Source organism: Mucilaginibacter roseus, from assembly GCF_021215455.1.
Taxonomy (GTDB): domain Bacteria; phylum Bacteroidota; class Bacteroidia; order Sphingobacteriales; family Sphingobacteriaceae; genus Mucilaginibacter; species Mucilaginibacter roseus.
Genome location: NZ_JAJPWV010000005.1, coordinates 95,761 through 119,969, shown reverse-complemented (window position 1 = coordinate 119,969; position 24,209 = coordinate 95,761). Strand labels below are relative to the sequence as shown.

General features: G+C 41.7%; 21 protein-coding genes. 6 read left to right on the top strand and 15 right to left on the bottom strand.

Going from position 1 to position 24,209, the window contains the following annotated elements:
* Positions 1–20: 20 nt before the first annotated feature.
* From LT679_RS15775 to LT679_RS15760, 4 genes are all read right to left on the bottom strand, one after another.
* Entirely contained in the window at positions 21–1,175 is a 1,155-nt protein-coding gene (locus LT679_RS15775) for a hypothetical protein (RefSeq protein WP_232178624.1), read from the bottom strand.
* Entirely contained in the window at positions 1,162–1,680 is a 519-nt protein-coding gene (locus tag LT679_RS15770) for a hypothetical protein (protein ID WP_232178622.1), read from the bottom strand. Before LT679_RS15770 ends, LT679_RS15775 begins: the two co-directional genes overlap by 14 nt.
* 259 nt (positions 1,681–1,939) lie before the next feature.
* Positions 1,940–3,073, bottom strand: a complete 1,134-nt coding sequence (locus LT679_RS15765) for an HTTM domain-containing protein (RefSeq protein WP_232178620.1) — start codon at positions 3,071–3,073, stop codon at positions 1,940–1,942.
* The gene (locus LT679_RS15760) at positions 3,048–3,566 is read right to left on the bottom strand and encodes a hypothetical protein (RefSeq protein WP_232178617.1); all 519 of its coding nucleotides are present in this window, start codon (positions 3,564–3,566) and stop codon (positions 3,048–3,050) included. Before LT679_RS15760 ends, LT679_RS15765 begins: the two co-directional genes overlap by 26 nt.
* Positions 3,567–3,794: 228 nt before the next feature.
* Between LT679_RS15760 and LT679_RS15755 the strand changes: the two genes are divergently transcribed.
* The 4 genes from LT679_RS15755 to LT679_RS15740 are packed head-to-tail and all read left to right on the top strand — an operon-like array spanning position 3,795 to position 6,922.
* The gene (locus LT679_RS15755; RefSeq protein ID WP_232178615.1) at positions 3,795–4,451 is read left to right on the top strand and encodes an ABC transporter ATP-binding protein; all 657 of its coding nucleotides are present in this window, start codon (positions 3,795–3,797) and stop codon (positions 4,449–4,451) included.
* A gap of 1 nt (position 4,452) precedes the next feature.
* A complete protein-coding gene (locus LT679_RS15750) occupies positions 4,453–4,758 on the top strand; it encodes an ATP-grasp domain-containing protein (RefSeq protein WP_232178614.1) in 306 nt (101 codons plus the stop codon).
* The gene (locus tag LT679_RS15745; RefSeq protein WP_232178612.1) at positions 4,748–5,356 is read left to right on the top strand and encodes an HAD family hydrolase; all 609 of its coding nucleotides are present in this window, start codon (positions 4,748–4,750) and stop codon (positions 5,354–5,356) included. The genes LT679_RS15750 and LT679_RS15745 overlap by 11 nt, the downstream gene beginning before the upstream one ends.
* A gap of 42 nt (positions 5,357–5,398) precedes the next feature.
* Entirely contained in the window at positions 5,399–6,922 is a 1,524-nt protein-coding gene (locus tag LT679_RS15740) for a S41 family peptidase (RefSeq protein ID WP_232178610.1), read from the top strand.
* 54 nt (positions 6,923–6,976) lie between these two features.
* Here the strand turns inward: LT679_RS15740 and smc are convergent, their stop codons facing one another.
* The 7 genes from smc to nfi all read right to left on the bottom strand — a co-directional run bounded on the left by smc (position 6,977) and on the right by nfi (position 15,593).
* Positions 6,977–10,516: a chromosome segregation protein SMC gene (gene smc, locus LT679_RS15735; protein ID WP_232178608.1), complete on the bottom strand. Its 3,540-nt coding sequence runs from the start codon at positions 10,514–10,516 to the stop codon at positions 6,977–6,979.
* 102 nt (positions 10,517–10,618) lie between these two features.
* Complete coding sequence (locus tag LT679_RS15730) at positions 10,619–11,404, bottom strand: PhzF family phenazine biosynthesis protein (protein ID WP_232178606.1); 786 nt, start codon at positions 11,402–11,404, stop codon at positions 10,619–10,621.
* A gap of 4 nt (positions 11,405–11,408) precedes the next feature.
* Positions 11,409–12,866 carry a hypothetical protein gene (locus LT679_RS15725; protein WP_232178604.1) on the bottom strand — a complete coding sequence of 486 codons (1,458 nt, stop codon included), beginning with the start codon at positions 12,864–12,866 and terminating at the stop codon, positions 11,409–11,411.
* A complete protein-coding gene (locus LT679_RS15720; RefSeq protein ID WP_232178602.1) occupies positions 12,863–13,837 on the bottom strand; it encodes a pepsin/retropepsin-like aspartic protease family protein in 975 nt (324 codons plus the stop codon). The genes LT679_RS15725 and LT679_RS15720 overlap by 4 nt, the downstream gene beginning before the upstream one ends.
* Positions 13,838–13,906: 69 nt before the next feature.
* Positions 13,907–14,569 (bottom strand): ATP-binding cassette domain-containing protein, encoded by a 663-nt coding sequence (locus tag LT679_RS15715; protein WP_232178600.1) that lies wholly within the window; start codon positions 14,567–14,569, stop codon positions 13,907–13,909.
* Entirely contained in the window at positions 14,544–14,870 is a 327-nt protein-coding gene (locus LT679_RS15710) for a hypothetical protein (protein WP_232178598.1), read from the bottom strand. Before LT679_RS15710 ends, LT679_RS15715 begins: the two co-directional genes overlap by 26 nt.
* A gap of 18 nt (positions 14,871–14,888) precedes the next feature.
* Positions 14,889–15,593 carry a deoxyribonuclease V gene (gene nfi / locus LT679_RS15705; protein WP_232178596.1) on the bottom strand — a complete coding sequence of 235 codons (705 nt, stop codon included), beginning with the start codon at positions 15,591–15,593 and terminating at the stop codon, positions 14,889–14,891.
* Between the two features lie 79 nt (positions 15,594–15,672).
* Between nfi and LT679_RS15700 the strand changes: the two genes are divergently transcribed.
* Positions 15,673–16,104, top strand: coding sequence for a WapI family immunity protein (locus tag LT679_RS15700; RefSeq protein WP_232178594.1), 432 nt, complete (start codon positions 15,673–15,675; stop codon positions 16,102–16,104).
* A 65-nt stretch (positions 16,105–16,169) separates the two neighbouring features.
* On the opposite strand, the gene LT679_RS15695 is transcribed toward LT679_RS15700, so the two are convergent.
* The 4 genes from LT679_RS15695 to lpdA all read right to left on the bottom strand — a co-directional run bounded on the left by LT679_RS15695 (position 16,170) and on the right by lpdA (position 20,727).
* Positions 16,170–17,030 (bottom strand): sigma-70 family RNA polymerase sigma factor, encoded by an 861-nt coding sequence (locus tag LT679_RS15695; RefSeq protein WP_114004714.1) that lies wholly within the window; start codon positions 17,028–17,030, stop codon positions 16,170–16,172.
* Between the two features lie 108 nt (positions 17,031–17,138).
* Entirely contained in the window at positions 17,139–17,981 is an 843-nt protein-coding gene (locus LT679_RS15690; protein ID WP_232178592.1) for an MBL fold metallo-hydrolase, read from the bottom strand.
* A 9-nt stretch (positions 17,982–17,990) separates the two neighbouring features.
* Positions 17,991–19,259 (bottom strand): outer membrane beta-barrel protein, encoded by a 1,269-nt coding sequence (locus tag LT679_RS15685; RefSeq protein ID WP_232178591.1) that lies wholly within the window; start codon positions 19,257–19,259, stop codon positions 17,991–17,993.
* Positions 19,260–19,335: 76 nt separating this feature from the next.
* Positions 19,336–20,727: a dihydrolipoyl dehydrogenase gene (lpdA, locus tag LT679_RS15680; RefSeq protein ID WP_232178590.1), complete on the bottom strand. Its 1,392-nt coding sequence runs from the start codon at positions 20,725–20,727 to the stop codon at positions 19,336–19,338.
* Between the two features lie 301 nt (positions 20,728–21,028).
* Here lpdA and LT679_RS15675 point away from each other — a divergent pair, with 301 nt between their 5' ends.
* Positions 21,029–24,184, top strand: a complete 3,156-nt coding sequence (locus LT679_RS15675; protein WP_232178589.1) for a TonB-dependent receptor — start codon at positions 21,029–21,031, stop codon at positions 24,182–24,184.
* Positions 24,185–24,209: the final 25 nt, after the last annotated feature.

Below are 24,209 nucleotides of genomic sequence, written 5' to 3'. Positions count from 1 at the left end.
TAAATCTACACTTTTTTGCTTTAAATGGTAGTTTGATGATCTATTAAGTTGCTTTTGTGTATTTGTTGTGATAAAATGTCGGCACGGCTGAGTGTAGTCTCTTCTTTTGAATACAGGATGCCAATGAGCATGGTGGTGCAAATCAGCAGCCATAAGCTTACCATCCCGTATAGCTGCATGTTTACGCTGTAAGGCAAAAACACAATTCCTATTTTTTCGAAGGTTAGTATACTTACAACACGTACGTAAGCGGCATAAATAATGATACCCGCAACAGCTGCCTTAAACCATGGTGTAGCTATTAATCTCCGTACAGTAGCGTAGATGGTGGTATAGTCTATAAAAGCAAGGTATACTATACCGTTAACAATGAAGTTTATATTGAAAAACAGCAAGTTAACCAGGTGGAAGCCCGCTGCGAGCAAAAGCCAGCTTTGCCATAGTTTGCGTGAATACAGCAGCGCCGCAAACGGCAGCAACTCAAAAATAACGCCTGTAATATCCATTGCTTTAAAAACCCAGAATGGCGACATTTTAAGCAGCGGCGCAAGGAGAGGCTCACGCTGATAGTTATATAAGGAGTTATAAAACCAGCGTGCTGATCCGGTCGTGTTCATGTCAAAGTTAAGCCAGAAAATAGCCTTTTCAAAAGCCGCGCTGAAATAGCCAAAGCAAATTAAAACGGCAAGCAGGGCAAGGCTCTTTGTGGTGGAATCAAACCGGGAGGCTTTATCGGGCCATATCGCCAATCTTTGTCCCCAGCCTGAAAACGCCAAGCACACCAGCATGGTTGCCAATAATATTTCATGATCAATTTTTCCAAAGGCATATTGATAGTTGAGCACAAGTAGGCGTGTAAGGGCGAACAGAAGCGTAGCCATCCGGGGCTTTATACCTAAAATAATTGCGATAGGTGTGAGTAGTAATGTAAAATCTGCTATTAGCAACCATGCCTTGTGCGGAAAGCCTGTTGCAAATAAATTTATCGGACTTAATACGGGTGGTGTAAATAGCGCCAAAGGTAAATCAGCCATCCAGGCATAATTAATAGTAAGCACTAATAGCAAAAAAGTACCGGTTAGTATTCTGAAAATGGCTAACGAGAAAACGTTTGTTGCGGTTGATCTGACCACCGCGCTCCAGAATTTATAGGTGATCTTATCAATCGAGGTCATAATATTTTTCTTCTTTAAGTTCTTTCTTTGTTATTTCTCCGTTAGCTGTTGATATGGTATTCACATAAGTGCTCACCCTTATCTTTGATGTTTGGTAACCACTTTTGGCCAGCCGACCCTTAAGCCAATCGCGTAGGTCCTCGGTATTTGAGTTTGTCGCACCGCCTCGGTGGAAGCGAAAAAAGTGATTCACCAGAGCATATCTGCCATTAAACAAGTGGGGCTTAAGCTCCTTAAAACCCATATTTTTTAAAGTAAGGTTGGTGAGGTACGCCGCTGGCGCGGGATGCATAAATTCTTTCGGCTCAATGCGCTTCCAATTATTGTTAGGGTTGAGGCCGAATACTTGTTTAAACTCCATCCGGATGCTTCCCTGAGTTTTTTTTACAGTTTGCGGCCCGGATGGCAAAAGTACTGCAGGATAGGGTTCATACTTCATCAGCCTTAAGCTGAAAGGAATAATCAGGCAAAGCAACAACAGAAAGGTGAATCTTGTAGAGTACATGGCATAAGATTAGGTTTTAATAAATTTAAAAATGAATCCGGTTAGTCGCAATATTGTGATCACGAATAGCTCGGCGTAACCATGAATTTACCATACCCTAAAATCAGCACAAGTAACATAGAATTTAGATAGGGGATGGGATATAGCTTATTTTTCTGGTTATAAAGAACTTATATCATAAACATACAACGTGTAGTTGAGTAATGCAAATTGTTTTTAATATTATAGCAAGCAAGTGCTATAAGGAAATATTTTGTAATCAAGTCAATTGCGGAGAGACAACCTCTAAATCGTCATGCACGGGTTGTTTTCCAGTTTTGAAGATTGTTATGAAGAGAGCGGCACAAATCAGCGCCCATATTATCAGCATGCAATATAAATTAGCATTACCATTATCAGGGATGAAGATGATGCCAACGTTCTGAGATGTCAGAATACTTATTCCCCTTATTACCGCCGCATAGCCAACGGCAGCCAGGATAAGTGCTTTGGCTATGTATGACTTGGTCAGGTTGGCCACATACCTGTAAACAGGCTTGTAGTTAATAAATGCAATATAAACTAATCCGTTACCAATAAAATTAATGTTAAACAGCAGATAATTAACCAGGTGAAACGCTGCCGCAAAAAACAACCAGATTCGCCACGCCTTGCGGGATATAAGGACAGCTATAATAGGAGTCAGCTCAAATATTACGCCCACAACATCCATAATTTTAAAAAACCAAAATGGTGCGTTTTTCAAGGCGGGAGCAAGTATTGGCTGACGTTGCAGGTTATAAAGGCCAAGATAAAACCAGCGTGCCGTGCCGTTTGAGTTAAGATCGAAATTTAACCAATGTATAGCTTTCTCTATGCCCGCACTAAAATATCCAAAACCTATTAATACCGCTATAACCGAAAGGCTTTTCGAGGGAGAGTCCCATTTTGATCTTTTATCCGGAACTAAAGCCAGAGTTTGTCCCCAACCTGAAAAGGCCATACACGCTAATGTTGCCGGTAGCATGATGTCATGGTCTATTTTACCAAAAGAATACTGGAAACTCAATACTGAAACTTTTAATATCACAAAGGCCAACGTAGCAAAGCGTGAATAAATGCCCAGCACAATACCCACAATAGAAGCCACCATTAAAAAATCAACGGTAACCAGGAAATTTCTACCAGGGAAATCGCTCGCTAACAAGTTAACAAAGCTGATTATTGGCGGTGTATATAAGGCCTTTGGCAAATCAGCAATCCAGGTATAGGTAGGGGTGGTTACAAACAACAGGTAAATGCCCATTATTATCCTGAAAACAGCAACAGATTCTACCCCGGTAGCGGTGGAGTTAACGATGGTGCGCCAAAACCGGTTGTTGATTGAATTAATCCAGGTTGTAGTACTTTTCATCCTTTAGTTCTTTTTTTAGAATATTGCCGTTTGTAGTTGAAATAATATTGGAGTAGGTTGCCACCTTAACTTCAGATGTTTGATAATTGCCACGCTTTAAGCGCTTTTTTATCCAGTTACGTAGTTCCGCTTCTTCTGCTGCGCTTGATGAACTGTTTTGCGAGCGGTAAAGGTAGTTTACAATACCGATTTTTCCTTTCAACGGAAAAGGCTTCTGTTTTTTAAAGCCCATGTTTTTTGATACCAGCTTAGCCAATTGAATAGCCGATACAGGGTACATAAATGCCTTTGGTTCAACCAACGCCCATTGCCCATTTTGCTTTTTGGCAAAAAGTTGTTTAGTCTCAATTTCGGTTTTGCCGTTTACCTGTTTTACCGTTTCTGGTCCGGATGGGAAAAGAATTGCCGGGTATGGCTCAAGGCCGAATAAGCGTAAAACAAACGGAATAAGAAATATTGCAAATAAGATGCCCGTAAATTTTAGCGAATGCATAGCGTATGTTTTGTTGAATGGTTAGTGCTAACAGAATATAACACAGCAGATAAGTTTAAATGTGCCAAGGTTGTTTATGATATAGATTGTCTATAATTATAATTATTTCAAATTTATGAATTAAAATGTATAAATCAAGGCTATATTTTATGTTTATGTTAACAAAAATGAAATTTTAGAATTGGCGATTTTGTGTTTTTAAATAATTATAAAAATTACCTTTGCTTTATGCTTAAAGCGCAGTCCATACATAAAAAATACGGTTCTCTCCAGATATTAAAAGGGGTGGATATTGAGGTAAATACAGGCGAAATTGTAAGTATACTCGGCGCTTCCGGCGCGGGTAAAAGTACATTGCTTAATATATTGGGCACTTTAGACAGGCCCGACTCTGGTACTATTCATATAAATAACACCGAGGTGAGCCGCTTAAAAAGTAAACATTTAAGCGCGTTCCGTAACCGGCATATAGGCTTTATATTTCAGTTTCACCACTTGCTTGCGGAGTTTTCTGCTTTAGAAAACGTTTGTATACCCGCCTTTATAGCCGGCACCTCAAAACATGAGGCTGAAGCGCGCGCTACCGAGTTACTGGAACGGCTTGGCCTTGCCGACAGGCTGCAGCATAAACCCAATCAACTGTCGGGGGGGGAGCAGCAGCGTGTAGCGGTAGCAAGGGCGCTGGTAAATAATCCGGCCTTGATATTTGCCGACGAACCATCGGGGAACCTTGACTCTACCAACGCACGTGAATTGCATGAGCTTTTTGTAAGATTGCGTAACGAGTTTAACCAAACCTTTATCATTGTAACGCATAATGAGGACCTTGCCGCACTGTCAGACCGTAAGGTTATCATGAAGGACGGTTTGATACAACAATCATAAAATGCCTTTTACTTTAATAACCGGGGCGACCAACGCCCGTGCCCATCAACTGAAACAGACACTTGGCGATAAAATATTGCTTGGCGATTACCGGGAGTTACCTGCGTTTATGATAGAAGCAGGGAAGATGCTGCAACTGCCGCATCCGTCATCTGCAAGCTACGCGCATCAAATGCTTACCCTGTGTTTGGATAAGGGTGTCGTGGCTGTTTTCCCGTTGGAGCAACAGGAAGCCGTTTTGCTTGCTGAAGCTGCGCAATTGTTTAACGAGTTTAATATTGTATTGCACCTGCCTGATGACCTATAACGATATAGACCCCAAAAAGCAAGCCTTTATATTTGAACTGGATAACGTGCTTTATCCAGAAAAAGATTACCTGTTCCAGGTATACTATCTTTTTGCCGGTATGATAGAATATACCGAGTTATGGGATGCTAAGGCCATGACATCGTTGATGACGCAAACCTATCAGGAACACGGCCACGAAGCGGTTTTTGATGCGCTGAAGCAAAAATTTGGAATTGACGAAAAGTACCGCTGCAACTTTGATGATATGCTGATCACATCAAAATTACCGTTGAAGTTGTTATTATTTCAGCGGATGCTGGAGTTATTACAGCAGATAGTAGTTGACCGGAAAAAGATTTTCGTTGTAACTAATGGTAACCCGCAGCAGCAGCTAAATAAAATAAAGCAAACCGAATGGAACGGACTCGAGCCGTATTTAACCTGCTACTTTGCTGATGAAATAAGCGCCAAACCCGAGCCTGACGCGGTTAACCAATTGCTTGCCGATCATAACATAGAGCGCCGGCAAGCGGTAATGATTGGTGTAACAGAAGCCGACGAACAATGCGCACAGGCTGCGTGCATTGACTTTGTAATTTCGCAACGGTTTTTGTAACATATTTGTGTATATAACGTTCAGATACTTATATTTAGAACAATGAAAAAATATATCTACGCCGCCGCGTTTTCTTTTGCTGTATTAGCTACAGCATGTAAAAAGGAGAAAAACACAAATTCAGAAGGGGAGGATGATAAAAACACCCCGCCTACAACCGGATCAACAATAGAAAAAGTTAAAGACTCTGTATTGCTATATGCACAGGAAGATTACCTGTGGAACAATCAGTTGCCTACTTACTCCGAATTTAAACCTCGTTCGTTCACCGGATCAAACGAATTGGAAGCATTACAGAATGAGGTTGACGCGTTGTCGCAATACGCTAAAAACCCCTCTACAGCTCGAGCGTATGAATATAATCGATCAAATCCGGGCACATCAAAATACTCTTTTATTGATGATGGCACCACATCGGGCGAATTGGGCGGCCAGGCCAGCGGCGACTTCGGCTTCGAGCCACGTTTTGATGCCGAAGGTAGTTTATATATTAAATATGTTTATGCTAACTCACCTGCCGGTAACGCTGGTGTTAAGCGCGGTTACAAAGTTACGAGGATAAACAACCGCACATCCTGGAACCCGGAATCAAACTCAGATATACAGTTTATTGTTAATTCATTTTACTCGAGCAACAACATTAAATTAGGCTTGCAAAAGCCTGATGGCTCAACAATTAATATTGATATTAATACGGCAAGCTATACCATTAACCCGGTACTTGCTTACAAGGTATTTGCCGTTGGCAACAAAAAAATTGGGTACATGGTATTTAACACCTTTACCTCACCGGCAAATGCACAGCCTAAAATTGACCAGGCGTTTACACTATTCAATAGCGAAAACATAACCGACTTAATAGTAGACTTCCGTTATAACGGTGGTGGTTATGTAGCAACAGCCGATTACTTATGTAATCTGATTGTGCCGCCGGCCAAGAATAACCAGGTCATGTATACTTACTACTTTAATCAGGGCTTGCAGGACAATAAATATACCTTGATTAATAAAAGCGTTTTTGATGGTAAACTAACCGCCGGATCTTTCAAACCTGAAAACAATCAGGAAAAATTCAGCAAAAAAGGATCATTGAATTTGGGTAAAGTAGTATTTATAGTATCCGGCTCAACTGCATCAGCGAGTGAATTAACTATTAACACCTTGCTACCGCACATGGATGTAAAAATTGTGGGTGAAACCAGTTACGGCAAACCGGTAGGCTTTTTCGCTATACCTATTACCAAGTACGAATTATATATTCCGGAGTTTGAAACCCGTAATTCAGCCGGTAAAGCTGATTACTATGCAGGTATGGCACCAGGCTCAACCGCATTTCCTGGTGTTGTGGCAGAGGATGACGTAGCGCACGATTTTGGCGACGCTGATGAGCAGTGCACGCAAAGGGCCATTAACTATATTACAACGGGCAACTACTTGTCATTAGCTAACCAGCAAACCAAACGTGTAAATGCCGTACGTGTTTTATCAGCAGATCAAACCCGGGATTTAGGCTTGAAGCTGGAAAGGCCACACTTTAAAGGTATGGTTACTGAAAGATTGAAATAATTAACCAAATAGACACTAAAATGCGAAAGCGGTGCTGAAAAGTGCCGCTTTTTTTTAATCTACAAGCTCCCGTAAATCTACCGGAACTACGCGCGAGATGCCCTGCTCAACCATGGTTACACCATATATAACATCGGTGCTGGCAATAGTGCGTTTGTTATGCGACACGATGATAAACTGCGAATCTTTAGAGAAAGTGCGGATGATGTTATTGAACTTATCGATGTTCGTATCATCCAAAGGAGCATCCACCTCATCAAAAATACAAAAAGGCGCAGGCTTGAGCAGGTAAAGGGAAAATAGTATCGCTGTAGCTGTCAGCGTTTTTTCGCCACCGGATAATTGGTTGATGGACAGGGGGCGTTTGCCTTTCGGGCGCGCGATGATATCAATGTCTGATTCCAACGGTTTTTCCGGGTCGGTCAGGATCAGGTCGCATGAATCCTGCTCGTTAAACAGCGAACGGAAAACCTTTATGAAATTTTCGCGCACCATAGTAAATGCCGACATGAATTTTTCTCTCGCGGTATCATCAATCTCCTGAATGGTAGCTAACAATGAAGCCTTAGCTTCAGCCAGATCACGTTTTTGCGATTGGATAAACTCGTAACGCTCGTTCATCTCGTTATAAGCGTCAACTGCCATCGGGTTAATGGCGCCGAAATCATCCAGTTGTTTTTTTAGTTTATCCGTTCTTTCACGAAGATCGTCCTCATTCTCACCTTCAGGTATTTCGGTTTCGAGTAAATCCTCAATTTCTACATTAAACTCCACCGAGAGGCGCTCTTTTAAGCTGTTCAATTCTATTTTAAGGCTGTTTCGTTTGTCACGAAGCTCATTCTCAATGATTTCGGCGTTATCCTTTTTACGGCGCAGGGTGGCAATCTCATTTTCAGTTTCGGCAATTTTACCACGCCAGGTATAATGTTCCTGTTCCGCTTGCTGGGTAGCTTTTTCAAGCAGTTCTTTTTGCTCATACATCTCCAGCAGGTCATCGTCAGAGTGGCCGGTTTGCTGCAAGTTTTCGTGTATAGCCGCCTTAACCTTTTCTAATTCCGAGCTGTTTTGCCTTATGCGGGTATCAAGGCTTTCCTGTTGCGACTCGCGGTACTCAATATCCTTAAACAAGCCCGATACCTTATTTTGCTGCTGATGAAAACGGATGTTCTCTTGGTTATAAGCGTTTGACCGTACCGTTACCAACTCGTTCAGCTCAGCAAAGTCCGCTTGCTTCTCCAGCATTTGCTCGTTCTGTATCTGCTTTTGCGTTTTCAGCTCTTCCAGTTCGGGCTTCAGCTTTAAAATATTCTGCGTGATACTTTCAATCTTATTGGCAATATCTTGCTTGCGGTTAAGACTGTTCTCAATAAAAGCCTGGTATTGTTCCTGCCGGGTTTTTATGGTAATAAGTTCCGTATTCAGCTTGCTGAGTTCCTGCTGTTGTTGGCGTATCTCATTTGCTTTTCCGGCAGCTTTCAGGGCTACCAGCTTATCCTGCTGGTTTTGTAACTCAGCACGGCCGGCGTTTACCTGCGCGTCAATACCCTTAATCTCCTTCAGCAAGTTCTCCAGGTTCTTGACCCGCCCTATACGTTTACCCTCAAACAAACCCACTGAACCACCGGCCATGGTGTATTTTGATTTATTAAACTTGCCGCTCTTACCCAGCAATACCACATCGGCGGGCAAGCTTGCATTGTCAATGTCCTGTCCATTATCATCATTTACCAGGTACACATTTTTGAGTAGGTGATTGCACAGCGGCTGATAACGTTTTTCAACTTCAATAACCGATAGGGCAGGTACCCGGCTATCTATTGGATTTGGAGTTGAGGCCGCTTCATTACCAAAATTGCTTAGTATAAAAAACTGCGCCCGCCCGCGCGACGCGTTGCTGAGCATGTTGATGGCTTTGATGGCTTCGTCATAATTCTCAACCACATAGTGATTCATCAACGGCTCCAGGTAATTTTCAATGGCTACCCGGTACTCTTCACGACAAAACAGCACGTCGCTGAAAAGTGGCGCGTTTTTAGCCCAGTCCGTATTCTTTTTCAGGAACCGGATAGACTCCGGAAAACCTTCTAGGTTATCAACCAGGCTCTTGGTAAGGTTATATTCATTTTGCTTGGCATCCAAACGTCGCCCCTCAGCGGTAATGGTGTCTTTAAGGGTTGATATATTGGTTTCCGTTTGCGCTATTTGCTCTTGTAGTTTGTTCTCAAAATCAACAGCGGCCTGGTATTCACCTTCGAGGGTTTCCACCCGTGTTTGCAAATTGGCCACGGCCTCGTTAAAATGCGATAGCTCGGCTTCTTTATTGGTCGTATCCTCAATGTTGCGCTGGCCTTCCTGCTCAAGCGCCTGTTGTTGTATGCTGAGTATTTCTAAATCCTTTTCGGTTTTGTAAACCTGATTTTGCAGGCGATTGTTAATGCTCGTCAACTCGTTTAACTCATTGCGCGCTTCGGTTTGTTGCTCACGCAATTCATCAACAGCGTCTTTTAAATCAGCAACGCGGCTTTGTATGGTTTGCAGGTTTTCATCTTCCTGCATTTTTTCTTCGGCCAGGCGCTTCAGGTTATACAGCACATGATTAAGCTGATTACGGTCGCGTTCCAATTCATCATTGAGCCGTGCTTCTTTATCTTGTTGAAATTTAAGCTGCTCGTTCTTTATTTTTTTTTCGCTTTCGTATGCGCGTATTTTGGCTACAAACTCATTGGTGGTTTTTTGCTGAACCGAAAGATTTTTTTCCTTGGTGATGCTCTCGAGTTTCTGCCGTTGTACAACTGCTTCTAAAGTATCTATCTGCGTTACAATGCCTGATTTTTCCGCACGATGTTTTTGCTCCTCATCCTCAATACGCGCGAGCGACTCGCTGAAAGAGGCTATGCGGAATGATGCCAGTGTAATGCTTAACGCTTTATACTGATCGCGCAGGCGATAATAGCGCTCGGTTTTTTTCGCTTGATTTTCGAGTGTTTTCAGGTTCTTTTCAATTTCGAAAAGCAAATCATCAACTCGCGCCAAATCAGCTTCAGTGTCTCTTAACTTATTAAAAGTCTGTTTTTTACGGAGCTTATATTTTGATATGCCCGATGCTTCTTCGAACAAATTGCGGCGCGAGCCTTCTTTATTGGTGATGATCTCGTCGATCATCTTCAATTCGATGATAGAGTAGGAGTCAGACCCAATGCCGGTATCTAAAAAAAGGTCTGTGATATCCTTCAGGCGGCACTGTACATCATTCAGGCGGTACTCGCTGTCGCCGGTGCGGTAAAGTTTGCGGGTGAGCGTAACCTGCGAAAATTCAGTAGGCAATACATTCTTTGTGTTGTCGAATGTGAGCGATACCTCTGCCAGGTTAGCTGCCTTGCGGTTTTTGGTGCCGTTAAAAATGATGTTTTCCATTTTCTCCGACCGCAGGGCACGCGTACTTTGCTCGCCCAATACCCAGCGTATCGAGTCAACCACGTTTGATTTGCCGCAACCATTAGGGCCAACAATCCCGGTAACGCCATCATTAAAATTGATGGTGATCTTATCTCCGAAACTTTTAAAACCCTTAATTTCTAACCGTGTAAGCTGCATGCACCTTTTATTCCCCCTCAGGGGATGATATAAAGGTGAAATATACTAAACATCCGTATCTGTGGCAATAGGGATATAAAACGGTGTTGAAGTTCGAATTGACTATAAATAAATCTCGCCTTTTAAAAACGTTACCGCCTTGCCGGCCATCAGCACGCGGTCGCCGTTTAGCTTACACCAAAGTTCGCCTTTACGTGCCGACAACTGATAAGCATGCAGATCATCCTTGCCTAACTTGTCAGCCCAATAAGGTATCAGGTTACAATGTGCCGAGCCCGTTACAGGATCTTCGTTTATACTGGCGGCGGGGGCAAAAAAGCGCGACACAAAGTCAACCTCGATACCCGGCGCGGTTATGATAACGCCAACTGTTGGCACCTTGGCTAACTTGGCAAAATCAGGCGATGCGGCGCGGATATCGTACTCACTTTCGTATACCAGCATATAATCGCGGCCACGAAATACATCAAGCGGCGCATTCATACCAAGCGCTTCAATCAATCCATCCGGTAACTCGGCCGGTTCAGCCGGTCGCGATGGGAAGTCCATACTATACTTGTCGCCGTCTTTCTTGACTACAAGCGTGCCTGCTTTTACGGTTTCAAAATAAATAGTATCATTAGTATAACCCAGCTCTGTGAAAATAATATGCGCGCTGGCCAGGGTAGCGTGCCCACATAAATCAATTTCATATTCGGGCGTAAACCAACGTAATTTATAACCAAAGTCGGTTCTTACAAAAAAGGCGGTTTCCGCCAGATTATTCTCAACGGCAATTTTTTGCATTAGTTCATCGGGCAGCCACTCGTCAAGCGGACAAATTGCGGCCGGGTTGCCGCCGAACAACTGATCGGTAAAGGCATCAACCTGGTAAATCAATAGTTTCATTATTTTATCTTGTTTTGGTTAAGGTTTCAGGGTCAATCCATATCACCGAATTACCGGTATCAAACTCGTTTGCTTCCCACTGTTTATTAGCCGGGTCGAGCAGCCAGTTACCATCTACAATAAACTTATACCGGGTTTTACCAATAGGTAGTTTGATGCTCAGCACCCACTCATCGCCTTTGCGGCCCATAGTATACTCATCCATATTCCAGTTGTTAAAGCTGCCTGCCACCCGCACGGTTTGCGCGTTGGGGTAACCACGGAGTTTAAAGGTATGGTTAGGGCTAACGGATATAAAGGAATTGGTTTCCCCGCCGTCTTCTACATAGCAAGTATTAGCCGGGTCGGTTATCCACCTGCCATCAACTGTAAATTTATAGCCGTAGTTCCCTTCGGGCATAATTACCGGCAACTGCCACACATTATTTATTTTTTTTAGAAAGATGCGGTCTGCCTGCCAGTTATTAAAACTCCCAGCTACGGACACCTTGCCGGCATTGGCGTAGCCTTTAAGTTTAAAGTTTACGGTTTCGCCCAAATTGATTGCGGAGGCTATCAGTCCTTTTTCATCCAAACCTTTAACTTTATTCGCCGGATCGGTAATCCATTTATTATCCACCATAAAGCGGTATAAATGCATGCCGTCGTGCAGGTACATTGACGCCTGCCAACTGTTCCCTTTACGCATCAGGAGTATCTCATTCACTTTCCAGCGGTTAAAACTGCCCGCTACAATTACCCGGGCTGACTTTTGAAAGCCATTTAGTTTAAAAGTGTAATTGTAGCGGTAATAAATGGAATTTACGCTATGAAAGCCATCATCTTCGGTTAGCTTGTTATTTGCATCGTGGGTCCAACGGCCATTAATAATAAACTTGTAAGCATAAACTCCGGGCTTAAGCTTTATATCCGTTATCCAACCGCTATCTGTTTTCAGCATAACACCTTTTGAAAGGCTCCACATATTGAAATTGCCGGATAGCATTACCCGCTTTGCGGTAAGATTACCAGGAACAAAAAAGCGTGTTGCGCCATTGGGGAGTTCATACACCGTTTGCCTGTTAAACTTGTTTACACCATAAAGTACATCCGCCGGGTAACCGGGACTGCCTTCGCTGTTTACGTTATTTGTGGTGATGATGAATGGCTGCTGAGGTTGAATATTAACGCTGATGTTTAGCGGACGGTTGAATTTTACCTTAAACCTATCCTTTTCAGTGATTTGCCAACCCTGCCTGGTAAGCGGACTGTAATCACCCTTTAATATTTTTGCGCTGATACCAGCGCCGTTCACACCCGCGCGGGTAAGTAAGGTGTCGAGGTAATTTGGGGTTGAGCGTTTGTCAATTTGCAATATCAATTTATCGTTCGCAATAGTAAGGCTGTTACGTTGCTGCGCGAGCACAGGCAAACCATCTGCCAACAGCAGCAATAAGATAAACCAACACCCTAAAAACTTCATACCTTATAAGTATACATCGCAAACTCCTTTTTTACAAAGTTTATTGTGAAAACCCCGCGCATAAAGAAGTCGTAACCCAAAATTCCGTCAACCGAGTGGCCATAGGCTTTGCCCATATTGTCAAGGCTGGTTAGCACTACCTGGTTTTTTGTAAACAGTTTGTCGCCCACGGTAAGTTGATCTAATTTAGCATAAATTATTTCAAACTTGGAGCCACCCACGCCGGTTAATTTCGAGGTGCTTAGTACTTCAAAGTTTTGTATTATTTTTTTTGAACGCCTGTAATCAAGCAAGTTAGTTTCGGCCCCGGTATCAAAGGCCATCCAAAGAATATTGTTGTTCACGGTTGTTTTGAGGAAGATAACATCGTTCATCAATTTGAAACCTGTTGTCATAAACGGTTTGCTGAACGGTAATTCGGCCTGGTCAAAGTTGCCCTCACTATCCAGTTTATGGATATATAGCATGTTGTTAAATATATCAACCGTTATGGCCAGTTTGGCAAATAAACGCGTACCTAACAGGCCAAGTACCTTGATATTGCGCCCGTTCTCAATAGCCGATAAATCGGTAACGTCAGCTTTTAAGCGCTTATAAAACAAATCAAGTATCGCGAAATTTTGTACCTCAGTAACGAAAGAGTTGGCTACTTCGCCGTTCACCCCGCCTGATTCCTGGTTGGCTATCCTCGGCATATCCCTGAAGTAAGTGGCGTTTAATACAAGGTGAGGAGCGCCTGTGTCTAACACAAAATTGCCAATAATGCTATCAACCTGTGCTTCAACAATAATAAGGTTGCCTGCTCTTTTTATCGGAACGGTAAGCGTGCTGAAATTGCCATAAGGGTCTGGCTCCGGATCGTCGAAACTGCTGATGTAAATACCCCCTATGCTGATATGGCCTGCATGGGCGTTCGCCTGAACGCCCATTGCCAGCAAAATCATAATAAGGTATGTTAAAAGTTTGCGCATCAGTAAGGTTGTGATATCTATAAGACGGCACAACACATCACTGTGTTACATGCTATAACGTTCAAATAGTTACTTTTTGTTTAAATAATTATAAGTTACTAAATCGGCGTCATCTTTTATCGGTCGGGTACATCCATTGTCGAGCAAAATGATGCGGTCGCTCACACCAAGCACATTGTAGTATTGGTGATCGGTAACTATAATGCCTTTTGTTTTGGCACATGTTTTTACTAAAGTTTTTAAGGTATCGGCCTGCACGGGCGAAATATGGGTAAACGGTTCATCAAGTAAAATAAAGTCGGCGCGACTATATACGATCATCAATGTTTCCAGCTGCCTTAACTCACCACCCGAAAGCTCGCCGACTGTTTTATATCGATGCTGTTGATAGGCGGGGTGATCGCTAAAATTACTCCATAACAAAGGATCAACAAACGGCTTGGCCAATTTGCATATTTTGATGCCCGAGGGCAGATAGTTATGCTGGGGCAGGTAAGCTATACGGTTTTTATGATAACCTTTGCTTATATGCTGCCCGTCAACACTTACATGCTTGTAGCCGCAGTTTAAACTTCCGAAGATTATTCGTAATAACGATGATTTGCCACAACCGTTACGGCCGAGCAAGCCAACAACCTCGCCGGTTGAGCACGACAAAAATACATCCTGCAATATTTTGCGGTCGTCAAACTCGAGCTGCACGCTATCAACCTTTAACGTGTGCGAATGCATAGGTAGGGATTAAGATTATGGTTGATAAAAGGATAAATATCAGCGCATCTAAAATGAAAATGTAAGTATACATCTGCTTGGCACTGAAGCCGGCATTGCGATAGTAAAAGTAGCTTTTTGCTGAAAAGAAATATTGGTAGCCTACGCACATCAAATAGCCGAAAATTTTAATTACTAATACGATAGGCATAGCCACTAAACCAAGCTTTATCAAATTAAAAATTGCGCATAAACTAAAAATCAGGTTAACAAAAAAGACAGGGCGGTAAAAATGAAAGATGAGCGTTGTCAGTCGTTTCATTTTTTTTAATAGTAAAAATTAGCTGAAAAGGTCATGTTGATTGTTAGGAGCGCTGCCGTTGGCTATCCGTATCTTGTTTACCAACAGGTGGGCCTGCCGTGTAGGTTCGGGCATACGGTAACCGCGAATGCATTGCTTTATCACCTCAACGCTTTGTGGTATATCAATATTGTTACCCGGTGAAATAAATAGCGGGTTACAATTTCGCTTGCTGCGTAGGGCAACACCAACCTGCTCGCCTTTGTGGTACAGCGGACTTTCGACCATAGGTTCATTCGCTGGTTCCTGAAAAATACCGGCTAATCGGCTTTTGGCGCAGCCCAGGGTGGTTGCTCCGGTAACCAAACCAAAATGCGTTGCGATGCCTAAGCGCCGTTCGTGCGCTATGCCCTGCCCGTCGAGCACCAGCAAATCGGGTTTGCTCTCTAATTTATTCCAGGCCTCCAGTAAGGCAGGTACTTCACGGAATGCCAATAGCCCTGAAATGTAAGGAAACGATGTGCGGCTGATTGCTGTGGCGTTGCCTATTATCTTGAGCTCCGGATAGCTAAAAACCACGATGCCCGCGTAAACTGTTTCCTCGTGTTTATTGAATGATATATCAGCCCCGGCAATGGTTTGGATAGGCTTATCGAGCGGCTTTATTTGAATTTGCTTACGCAACTCGTGCTGGTAAGCTATGGCTTGGGCAGGGGTGAGGTGTTCGTAATCGGCGGGTAGCATAAATCAAATCAACAAGCATATAAAATTTGTGTTTGCTTTAGATTTATAGATAAATTCTAAATTTGATTCTACTGATTTTATGATATTGGAAGAGGATTTATATTTTGAGATAGTGGATCATGGAGATAGCGTGTTTGTTACTCCTTTAAAACTATCGCATCCCACTGCAGATGAAGAATGGGACAGATATTGGATAGATTGCTTAGTTAGAGTAAAAGCGTCTTGCTTTTATGGAGAGTATCATACCCAATTGATGATACATGATTTTATCAATTTAAGAAAGCAGATTGACGCATTGTATGATAACCTGGCGGGCACTGCGAATTTTGAACCGCTTGAAAGAGGTTTATGTTTATTTATTCAAGGGGACGGTGTAGGGCATTTTGAATTGACAGTGACGGCTCGGGAAAATTTTGACGCAAAATTAGTATTTACCCTATCCTTTGATCAAACAATAATTAAAACTTTACTTAGACAATTAAATAACATTATTGCTAGATATCAAAGCTGATGGATAAAAAAAAGACGGTCAGCCCAAATAAAAAAGCCTTCTCAATTTAAGAAGGCTTCTTTATGTTAACCTAAATATGATTTCAGGATCTTGCTCCTGGAGGTGTGCCGCAATCTTTGCAACGCCTTATCTTTTATCTGCCTCACACGTTCTCGTGTAAGGTTAAATTTCTCGCCTATCTCTTCAAGCGATAGCGGGTGGTTTGTACCCAGGCCGAAGAACAATACAATGATCTCGCGTTCACGTTCTGTTAATGTAGATAATGAACGTTTGATCTCTTCTGATAATGACTCATTGATCAGTATCGAGTCGGTATTAGGCTCGTGGTTTTCCAGTACGTCTAACAGCGTATTTTCTTCACCCTGAACAAACGGTGCATCCATAGATACATGGCGGCCAGAGTTGCTCAACGTATCTGATATCTTGTCAACTGTAGTTTCCAATATATCGGCAAGCTCTTCAGGTGATGGCTCGCGCTCATACTCCTGCTCCAGTTTGGAAAAAGCCTTGCTGATTTTACTTAATGAACCTACCTGGTTCAACGGTAAACGCACAATACGCGATTGCTCGGCAATAGCCTGCAATATCGACTGGCGGATCCACCATACAGCGTATGAAATGAATTTAAAACCTTTGGTTTCGTCAAAACGCTTGGCTGCTTTGATCAGGCCAAGGTTACCTTCGTTTATAAGGTCGCCCAGGGTTAAGCCCTGGTTTTGATATTGTTTAGCTACAGAAACAACAAAGCGAAGGTTGGTCTTAGTTAAACGTTCAAGAGCGGCTTGGTCGCCTTCGCGTATCTTTTGGGCTAAAATTACTTCTTCTTCGGCAGTTATCAGGTCAACTTTACCAATCTCGTGAAGATATTTATCAAGTGATTGCGATTCACGATTGGTAATGGATTGTGTTATTTTGAGTTGTCTCATCTATTTTTATAACCTCGATTCTTTGTTTGGAATTGAACGTGCAAAGGTACAAATTTGTTCGCTATTTAGCACTGTAATATAGCATATTTACACAAATATTATATAGCATTAAATAAATTCATGCAAATTAAACGTCTCTTTTAAACGGATGCCTTTTTCTGTTTGTTGCAGGGCGCAGCACTCATTTTCCGCGTCGTGCTCTAAAAATAAAATATATTCGCTTTCTAAAGCTTCCGTTAAAAAGGCTTTCTTTTCGCTCAGCGTCGTCAGCGGGAACATATCATAAGCCATAACATAAGGAAGGGGCAAATGCCCAACCGTAGGCAGCAAATCTGCCATGTACAATAGCTTTTTACCTTTGTAATTAATTAACGGCAGCATTTGCGCATCAGTATGTCCGTTAACAAATCTTACGTCAAATCCTGGTAAAAAGCTAATGCCATCTTTGTCCTCAACAAACTGCAACTGTCCGCTTTCCTGCAAGGGCAATATATTCTCTGTTAAAAAAGATGCTTTTTCTCTTTCGTTTGGGTTTACCGCCCAATCCCAATGGCGTGCGTTGCTCCAGTAGGTCGCATTTTTAAAGGCAGGCAACAGCTTGTCTCCATCACGAATAATGGCACCGCCTACGTGGTCAAAATGCAGGTGCGTTAAAAATACGTCCGTAATATCATCCCGGTGAAAGCCATGTTTAGCCAATGACTTGTCCAGCGTAGCATCGCCATGCAGGTAATAATGACTAAAAAACTTTTCGCTTTGCTTATTGCCTATACCTGTATCTATCAGTATCAACCGTTCACCTTCTTCAACCAGCAGGCAGCGCATAGCCAGGTTGCACAGATTATTGCCGTCTGCCGGATTGGTTTTGTTCCAAATAGTTTTAGGTACCACGCCGAACATGGCACCACCGTCGAGCTTGAAAAAACCGGTATCAATACTGTATAAATTCATAGTGAAAACTTAAAACCTATAGCTTAAAAGCAAATAAATGATCTTTGGTTTTGCATTATAAAAATCATAAAGATCAAATCCGCTTGTTACTTCATAACGGGCCTCTAATCCGTAGTTTTTATAATTTAAACCGGCGCCGCCTAAGAAGCCCATCTCATATACGCCCGGTTTTTCATCTTTAAGATAAGTATCATCCACAGCAATCGGACCTTCCTGAACGTGCGAATAATCGCTTTTGGCGTTTATTACAAAACTGTTGGTTATACCTGCAATAACAAATGGCTTTATATTACTCTGGGTAAATGTGTATTTAGCTGCCGCATTGGCTTTTATGTATTTAAAATCAAATGCGTATTGTTTTATCGATGTATTGCTCAATCCGCTTTCTATAATTCCTATGCGGCTTTTTAAACGATAATATTGTGCCTCAAACAATAATCCAAAATTTGATCGTGGTAGTATATAATCAACACCAAGGCCAATTACCGGCTGCGTGTTATTGGCTGATTTTATGTTATTGTTAGGATCATCGCTGCTTTGGCTCCGGGTTAAACTAAGTTTTGTAAACGACGTTCCGGCAAGTAGCTTAAATAACAGCTGCGGTTTTCCTTTTTCAAACGTGTTGTTTGATGTTTTGCTTCCGGCAGATGAATTGCAATCGTTATACAAAGCCACAGCGTTTGATAATGCAGAAGCGCTATAAGCCAACGTGCGCACCTTTTTGATGTCTACCTTTTCGCAATCGTTCATCGCATCGTACAATTGCGATTTGTATTGCTGATTGTTTACAACGTTTTTGGTATTTGCATCTATATACTTATTGCTTACGAGCTCAATGGCCTCATTGCTTCCTTTTTTTAAGATAAAATGGTCTCGTTTGTCTTTATAATTGTATAGCTGCATAGTACCGTCAGCTAATACCAATGCGAATATTTGTTTCTTTTCAAAAACTGTTTCTGGAGTACGGCGGTAATTCTGAATATTGTCAGACGATTTGTCGATATTTATGTTAAATGACCGGTATTTTTCAATGCCGTTTTTTAAGTAGACGCCAAATTCGTTTACATCAGCGGGGACAATTTTGCTGAATGACGTACCGTTGGATGTCGAAAATTCAACCGATTCCGGGCTTCTGTCCCAATTTCGGTATTTTACATAACCTTTTGTAGTGTCTGATCCGTTGATGATGTAACCCTGAAGTTGATTGTTTTGAGCAAATGATTCAGCCGAACAGATAAGGCCGGAAATAAGTACTAGTGCTTGTAAAGGTTTTAACATATAAAATTAAGCTTAGGTTGATAGCAAAAAAAGCTCCTGCAAGACTACAGGAGCTTTAGTTTTAGATTTTTTTATTTTAAATATGGATCACTTCGCCGTAAGCGGCAGCAGCGGCTTCCATAATAGCCTCACTCATGGTAGGGTGAGGGTGTACTGATTTAATCATCTCATGCCCGGTTGTCTCCAGCTTACGCGCAGTTACTACCTCGGCAATCATTTCGGTAACGTTGTTACCAATTAAATGCGCGCCCAAAAACTCGCCGTATTTAGCGTCAAATATCACTTTAACAAAACCATCTTTTGCGCCGGCAGCACTTGCTTTACCAGATGCGGAGAATGGAAATTTGCCTACTTTAACCTCGTAACCAGCTTCTTTAGCCGCTTTTTCGGTATAACCAACCGAAGCAACTTCAGGAGAGCAGTATGTACAGCCCGGAATGTTGTTATAATTGATCGGCTCAGGATTTAAACCCGCTATTTTTTCAACGCAGGTAATACCTTCGGCAGATGCTACGTGAGCAAGGGCCTGGCCTTTAACAATATCACCAATGGCATAAATGCCGTCAACGTTGGTTTTATAGTAGTCATCAACCAATACCTTGCCTTTATCGGTTTTTACGCCTGCTTCTTCCAGGCCAATACCTTCAAGGTTGGTGGTTACGCCCACTGCTGATAATACGATCTCTGCTTCAAGCACCTCGTTGCCTTTAGCGGTTTTAACATTGATTTTGCAAAGGTCGCCAGCTGTATCAACTGATTCAACAGTTGAGTTAGTCATGATGTTGATACCTTGCTTTTTAAGCGAGCGCTCTAATTGTTTAGATACTTCCTCATCTTCTAAAGGCACAACGTTTGGTAAAAATTCAACAACGGTAACCTTAGTGCCGATTGAATTATAGAAATAAGCGAACTCGATACCGATAGCGCCTGAACCTACAACCACCATTGATTTTGGTTGTTGCGGCAATACCATTGCCTGGCGGTAGCCGATGATCTTTTTACCATCCTGTTTAAGGTTAGGTAATTCGCGCGAGCGGCCACCGGTGGCAACTATAATATGCTTAGCTGTATAATCCTTAGTAGCGCCGTTAGCATCCTTCACCTCAACGGTGCCTTTGCCTTTCAGTTTACCAAAGCCCATGATCACGTCGATCTTGTTCTTTTTCATCAGGAACTGTACACCTTTGCTCATGCCTTCGGCCACGTCGCGGCTGCGTTTTACAACAGCCTTAAAGTCAACCTCGCCGGCGCCGTTAACTTTTATACCATAATCGGCGGCGTGATTTATATATTCAAACACCTGGGCGCTTTTTAATAAAGCTTTGGTTGGTATACAACCCCAGTTAAGGCATATACCCCCAAGCGATTCTTTTTCGATAATCGCGGTTTTTAAACCTAACTGAGAGGCACGTATAGCTGCAACGTAACCTCCGGGACCTGAACCAATAACAATTAGATCGTAGTTCATATTTACTTGTTATATGTTTTTATTGTTGCCAAAGCTAAGTAAATAGCCCGAAATGCCGAAATAGCCAATTTCACCCTTGTGTAACTTTAACACACGGCATAACATCAGTTTTTGAGGTTTAAAGCTTTTTAATATGATATAAGCAATAAAATTAACAGCGCATTATAACTTTTTGATTAATTGCATATTAATGTTGATAAATTTTTTAGAATAGTTAATGTTAAATTAACATAGAGCGCGAAACTTTTATATATTTTTGCGGAAATATTAATTAACTGATCTATTAACAAATTTTCACCACATGAGAAAGTTTTTACTTTTTTTATTTTTCTCCATGTTGACTTTGGGTGTAGCGTATTCGCAGGTAACTACGAGTAGCTTAACCGGGGTTATCAAAGACGCTAAAGGCGAAACTTTAATTGGCGCAACAGTTAAAGCTACTCACCAACCAAGCGGAACCAATTACTACACATCTACAAACGCCGATGGTCGTTATACCATTCCCAACATGCGCGTTGGAGGGCCTTATTTGATCGAAGCATCATATATAGGTTACGAAAAAAGCGTTACTGATAACATCAACCTTAGGTTAGGAGAGCAGTTTGTGCTTAATTTTACTTTATCGCAAAACGGTGTAAGTCTGTCTGAAGTTCAAATCACTGGCCGCAAGGATGCTGTGATGAATAGTAAGCGTACGGGTGCTTCAACAAATATTAGCAAAGCTCAACTGGAGAGTTTGCCAACTTTATCTCGTTCTTTGCAGGATTTTACCCGTTTAACACCTCAAGCCAATGGTAACTCATTTGGCGGTGTAAGCAACAGGTTTAACAATATCACCATTGATGGCGCGGTAAATAACGATGTATTTGGCCTTTCAGGTTCAGGTACACCAGGCGGACAGGCGAGCACTCAGCCAATTTCGCTTGATGCGATTCAAGAAATTCAAGTTGTATTAGCGCCTTATGATGTATCCTATGGTAATTTTACTGGTGGTGGCGTAAATGCTGTTACCCGTTCAGGTACTAATGACGTACAGGGATCAGCTTATTTTTATGGTAAGAGCCAGGGATTAGTTGGTAAAAACCCGCTAACTGATGCAAAATATCAAAGCTTTACTGATAATCAATACGGTTTCAGGGTAGGCGGCCCTATTTTAAAAAATAAATTATTCTTTTTTGTAAGTGGCGAAATGGGTAGGAGATCTGCTCCTCTTGCAAATAATGCAGGCGAAACAGGCGCTGCTATTAGCGCTGCAACGGCAAAACAAATAGCCGATTACACATTACAAACTTACGGCTATGATGTAGGTAGTTATGGTCCTATTGATCTGAAAAGAGAAAATGATAAAGCTTTTGTACGTTTAGATTGGAATATTAATGACAAACATCAGTTAACACTTCGTCATAACTACGTTAGTGCTTTCGATGATAATTTATCACGTTCTGGTTCATCTTTCTCTTTTGGCAACAATGCTTATAAATTTAATAACAAGCAAAACATTACCGTTGCTGAATTGAGGTCAAACTTTTCAAGCAGATTTTCGAACAATTTGATATTAGGTTATTCAGCTATTAGGGATAACCGCGATGTGGCTGGATCTATATTTCCTCAAATACAGATTAATAACATTGATAATATATCGTCAAACTCAGCATATTTAGGTTCAGAAAGAAGCTCTGTGGCCAATAAACTTAACCAAGACATATTTGAAGTAACTGATAACTTTAAATATTACGCAGGTAAGCACACTTTTACCTTTGGTACACATAACGAGTTCTTTAAGTTCGAAAATTTATTTATCAACAATCTTAACGGTCGTTGGGATTTTAATAGCGTAGCCGACTATTTGGCAAATAACCCTTTCAGAGCAAGGGCAACTTATTCTTTAATTCCCGGTAATAACACTCCCGCCGCAAAATTCAACGCTGCTCAGTTAGGGTTTTATGTTCAGGATGAGTTTGATGCGTTTGAGGGTTTCAGGTTAACGTTAGGCTTGCGCGCTGATGTTCCAATTATTGGTGATAAGCCATTATTTAACGAAGGTGTTAGCAATAATTTCCCTGGCGTACGTACAGATGAAACTCCAAGCGGAAAGTTCCTTTGGGCGCCCCGTGTAGGTTTCAACTATGACGTAAACGGAGACCGTTCATTGCAAATTCGTGGCGGTGCAGGTATTTTTACCGGCCGCGTGCCATTTGTTTGGTTATCAAACCAGTTTGTTAACAGCGGTTTATTATTAGGTACAGTGGATATAACTGATGCTACTGCAACTCCTGGTAATGAAGTAAATGGAGGTAACGGATTTCAGCCTGATATTAATCAGCAAAAGAATGTTGGTGGCGCAGCTACAACAACTGAGATCAACGCCGTTAGTAAGGATTTTAAAATTCCTCAACTGGCTCGATTCAATTTAGCAGCTGATGTTAAGTTACCTTATGGTATTATTGGTACAATAGAAGGTATTTATTCAAAAACAATGAATAATATCAACTATCAGGATATTAACTTAAAACCATCAACAGCAACTATAAACGCTGCATACAGTAATGGTGCTGATACAAGGCCACTTTACAGCACTTCGGCAACCGGGAAGGTTAGCACAGCATATACTAACGTTATATTGCTTGACAATACAAATAGGGGTTATAACTATAGCGTCACTGGTCAATTACAAAAAAACTTTGATTTTGGTTTTGGCGCTATGTTTGCCTATACCTACGGAAGGGCTACTGATGTAAACTCAGGTACAAGCAGTACAGCTTTATCAAACTGGGAGTTTGTTCAAAATGTTAATGGTCCAAACAATGTGCCATTGGCTACATCTTATTACGAAACCCGTCACAGGTTAGTGGGTAGTGCTACTTACAGTATCAGCTACGGTAAAAACAAAAATTATTCAACTGGCATTTCGTTATTTTACTCAGGTTTTTCAGGAACTCCATATACCTACCTGTATAATGGCGATTTAAATGGTGATGGCCGTACCGGTAATGACCTGTTGTTTGTACCAAAGGATAGAAGCCAGATAAACTTGCAGGATATTAAAAATTCGGCAGGGGCTGTTACTTTGAGCGCAGATGCGCAATGGGCTAATCTTGATAAGTTCATAAATGAAGATCCATACTTAAGCAAAAAACGTGGACAGTACACTGAACGTAATGGTGCAAGAACTCCTTGGGAACATCACTTTGATGTTCGTATAACTCAAGACATTGGTGCTATAATAGGTGGTAAGAAAAACAGGTTACAATTAACATTTGATGTTTTCAACGTAGGTAACTTGTTGAATAAAGATTGGGGACGATCATATTTTAATTCCAACCAAGCTGTATCTCTTATATCAACTACAAGAACCAACGGGTTCACATTCAATAGAACTAATCCCCTTGGTTATGATACTTCCGACTTAGCGTCGAGATGGCAAGGCCAATTTGGTATCAGGTATTTATTTAACTAAATAATAGCAACTTCAATAAAGAAAA

Bases quoted from the DNA above. Each gene is read 5' to 3' on its own strand.
- LT679_RS15675 (WP_232178589.1), top strand. From the start codon at position 21,029: ATGAGAAAGTTTTTACTTTTTTTATTTTTCTCCATGTTGACTTTGGGT.
- LT679_RS15770 (WP_232178622.1), bottom strand. From the start codon at position 1,680: ATGTACTCTACAAGATTCACCTTTCTGTTGTTGCTTTGCCTGATTATT.
- LT679_RS15740 (WP_232178610.1), top strand. From the start codon at position 5,399: ATGAAAAAATATATCTACGCCGCCGCGTTTTCTTTTGCTGTATTAGCT.
- LT679_RS15760 (WP_232178617.1), bottom strand. From the start codon at position 3,566: ATGCATTCGCTAAAATTTACGGGCATCTTATTTGCAATATTTCTTATT.
- LT679_RS15730 (WP_232178606.1), bottom strand. From the start codon at position 11,404: ATGAAACTATTGATTTACCAGGTTGATGCCTTTACCGATCAGTTGTTC.
- LT679_RS15765 (WP_232178620.1), bottom strand. From the start codon at position 3,073: ATGAAAAGTACTACAACCTGGATTAATTCAATCAACAACCGGTTTTGG.
- LT679_RS15690 (WP_232178592.1), bottom strand. From the start codon at position 17,981: ATGAATTTATACAGTATTGATACCGGTTTTTTCAAGCTCGACGGTGGT.
- LT679_RS15725 (WP_232178604.1), bottom strand. From the start codon at position 12,866: ATGAAGTTTTTAGGGTGTTGGTTTATCTTATTGCTGCTGTTGGCAGAT.
- lpdA (WP_232178590.1), bottom strand. From the start codon at position 20,727: ATGAACTACGATCTAATTGTTATTGGTTCAGGTCCCGGAGGTTACGTT.
- LT679_RS15720 (WP_232178602.1), bottom strand. From the start codon at position 13,837: ATGCGCAAACTTTTAACATACCTTATTATGATTTTGCTGGCAATGGGC.
- LT679_RS15745 (WP_232178612.1), top strand. From the start codon at position 4,748: ATGACCTATAACGATATAGACCCCAAAAAGCAAGCCTTTATATTTGAA.
- LT679_RS15750 (WP_232178614.1), top strand. From the start codon at position 4,453: ATGCCTTTTACTTTAATAACCGGGGCGACCAACGCCCGTGCCCATCAA.
- LT679_RS15710 (WP_232178598.1), bottom strand. From the start codon at position 14,870: ATGAAACGACTGACAACGCTCATCTTTCATTTTTACCGCCCTGTCTTT.
- smc (WP_232178608.1), bottom strand. From the start codon at position 10,516: ATGCAGCTTACACGGTTAGAAATTAAGGGTTTTAAAAGTTTCGGAGAT.
- LT679_RS15775 (WP_232178624.1), bottom strand. From the start codon at position 1,175: ATGACCTCGATTGATAAGATCACCTATAAATTCTGGAGCGCGGTGGTC.
- LT679_RS15685 (WP_232178591.1), bottom strand. From the start codon at position 19,259: ATGTTAAAACCTTTACAAGCACTAGTACTTATTTCCGGCCTTATCTGT.
- LT679_RS15755 (WP_232178615.1), top strand. From the start codon at position 3,795: ATGCTTAAAGCGCAGTCCATACATAAAAAATACGGTTCTCTCCAGATA.
- LT679_RS15700 (WP_232178594.1), top strand. From the start codon at position 15,673: ATGATATTGGAAGAGGATTTATATTTTGAGATAGTGGATCATGGAGAT.
- LT679_RS15715 (WP_232178600.1), bottom strand. From the start codon at position 14,569: ATGCATTCGCACACGTTAAAGGTTGATAGCGTGCAGCTCGAGTTTGAC.
- LT679_RS15695 (WP_114004714.1), bottom strand. From the start codon at position 17,030: ATGAGACAACTCAAAATAACACAATCCATTACCAATCGTGAATCGCAA.
- nfi (WP_232178596.1), bottom strand. From the start codon at position 15,593: ATGCTACCCGCCGATTACGAACACCTCACCCCTGCCCAAGCCATAGCT.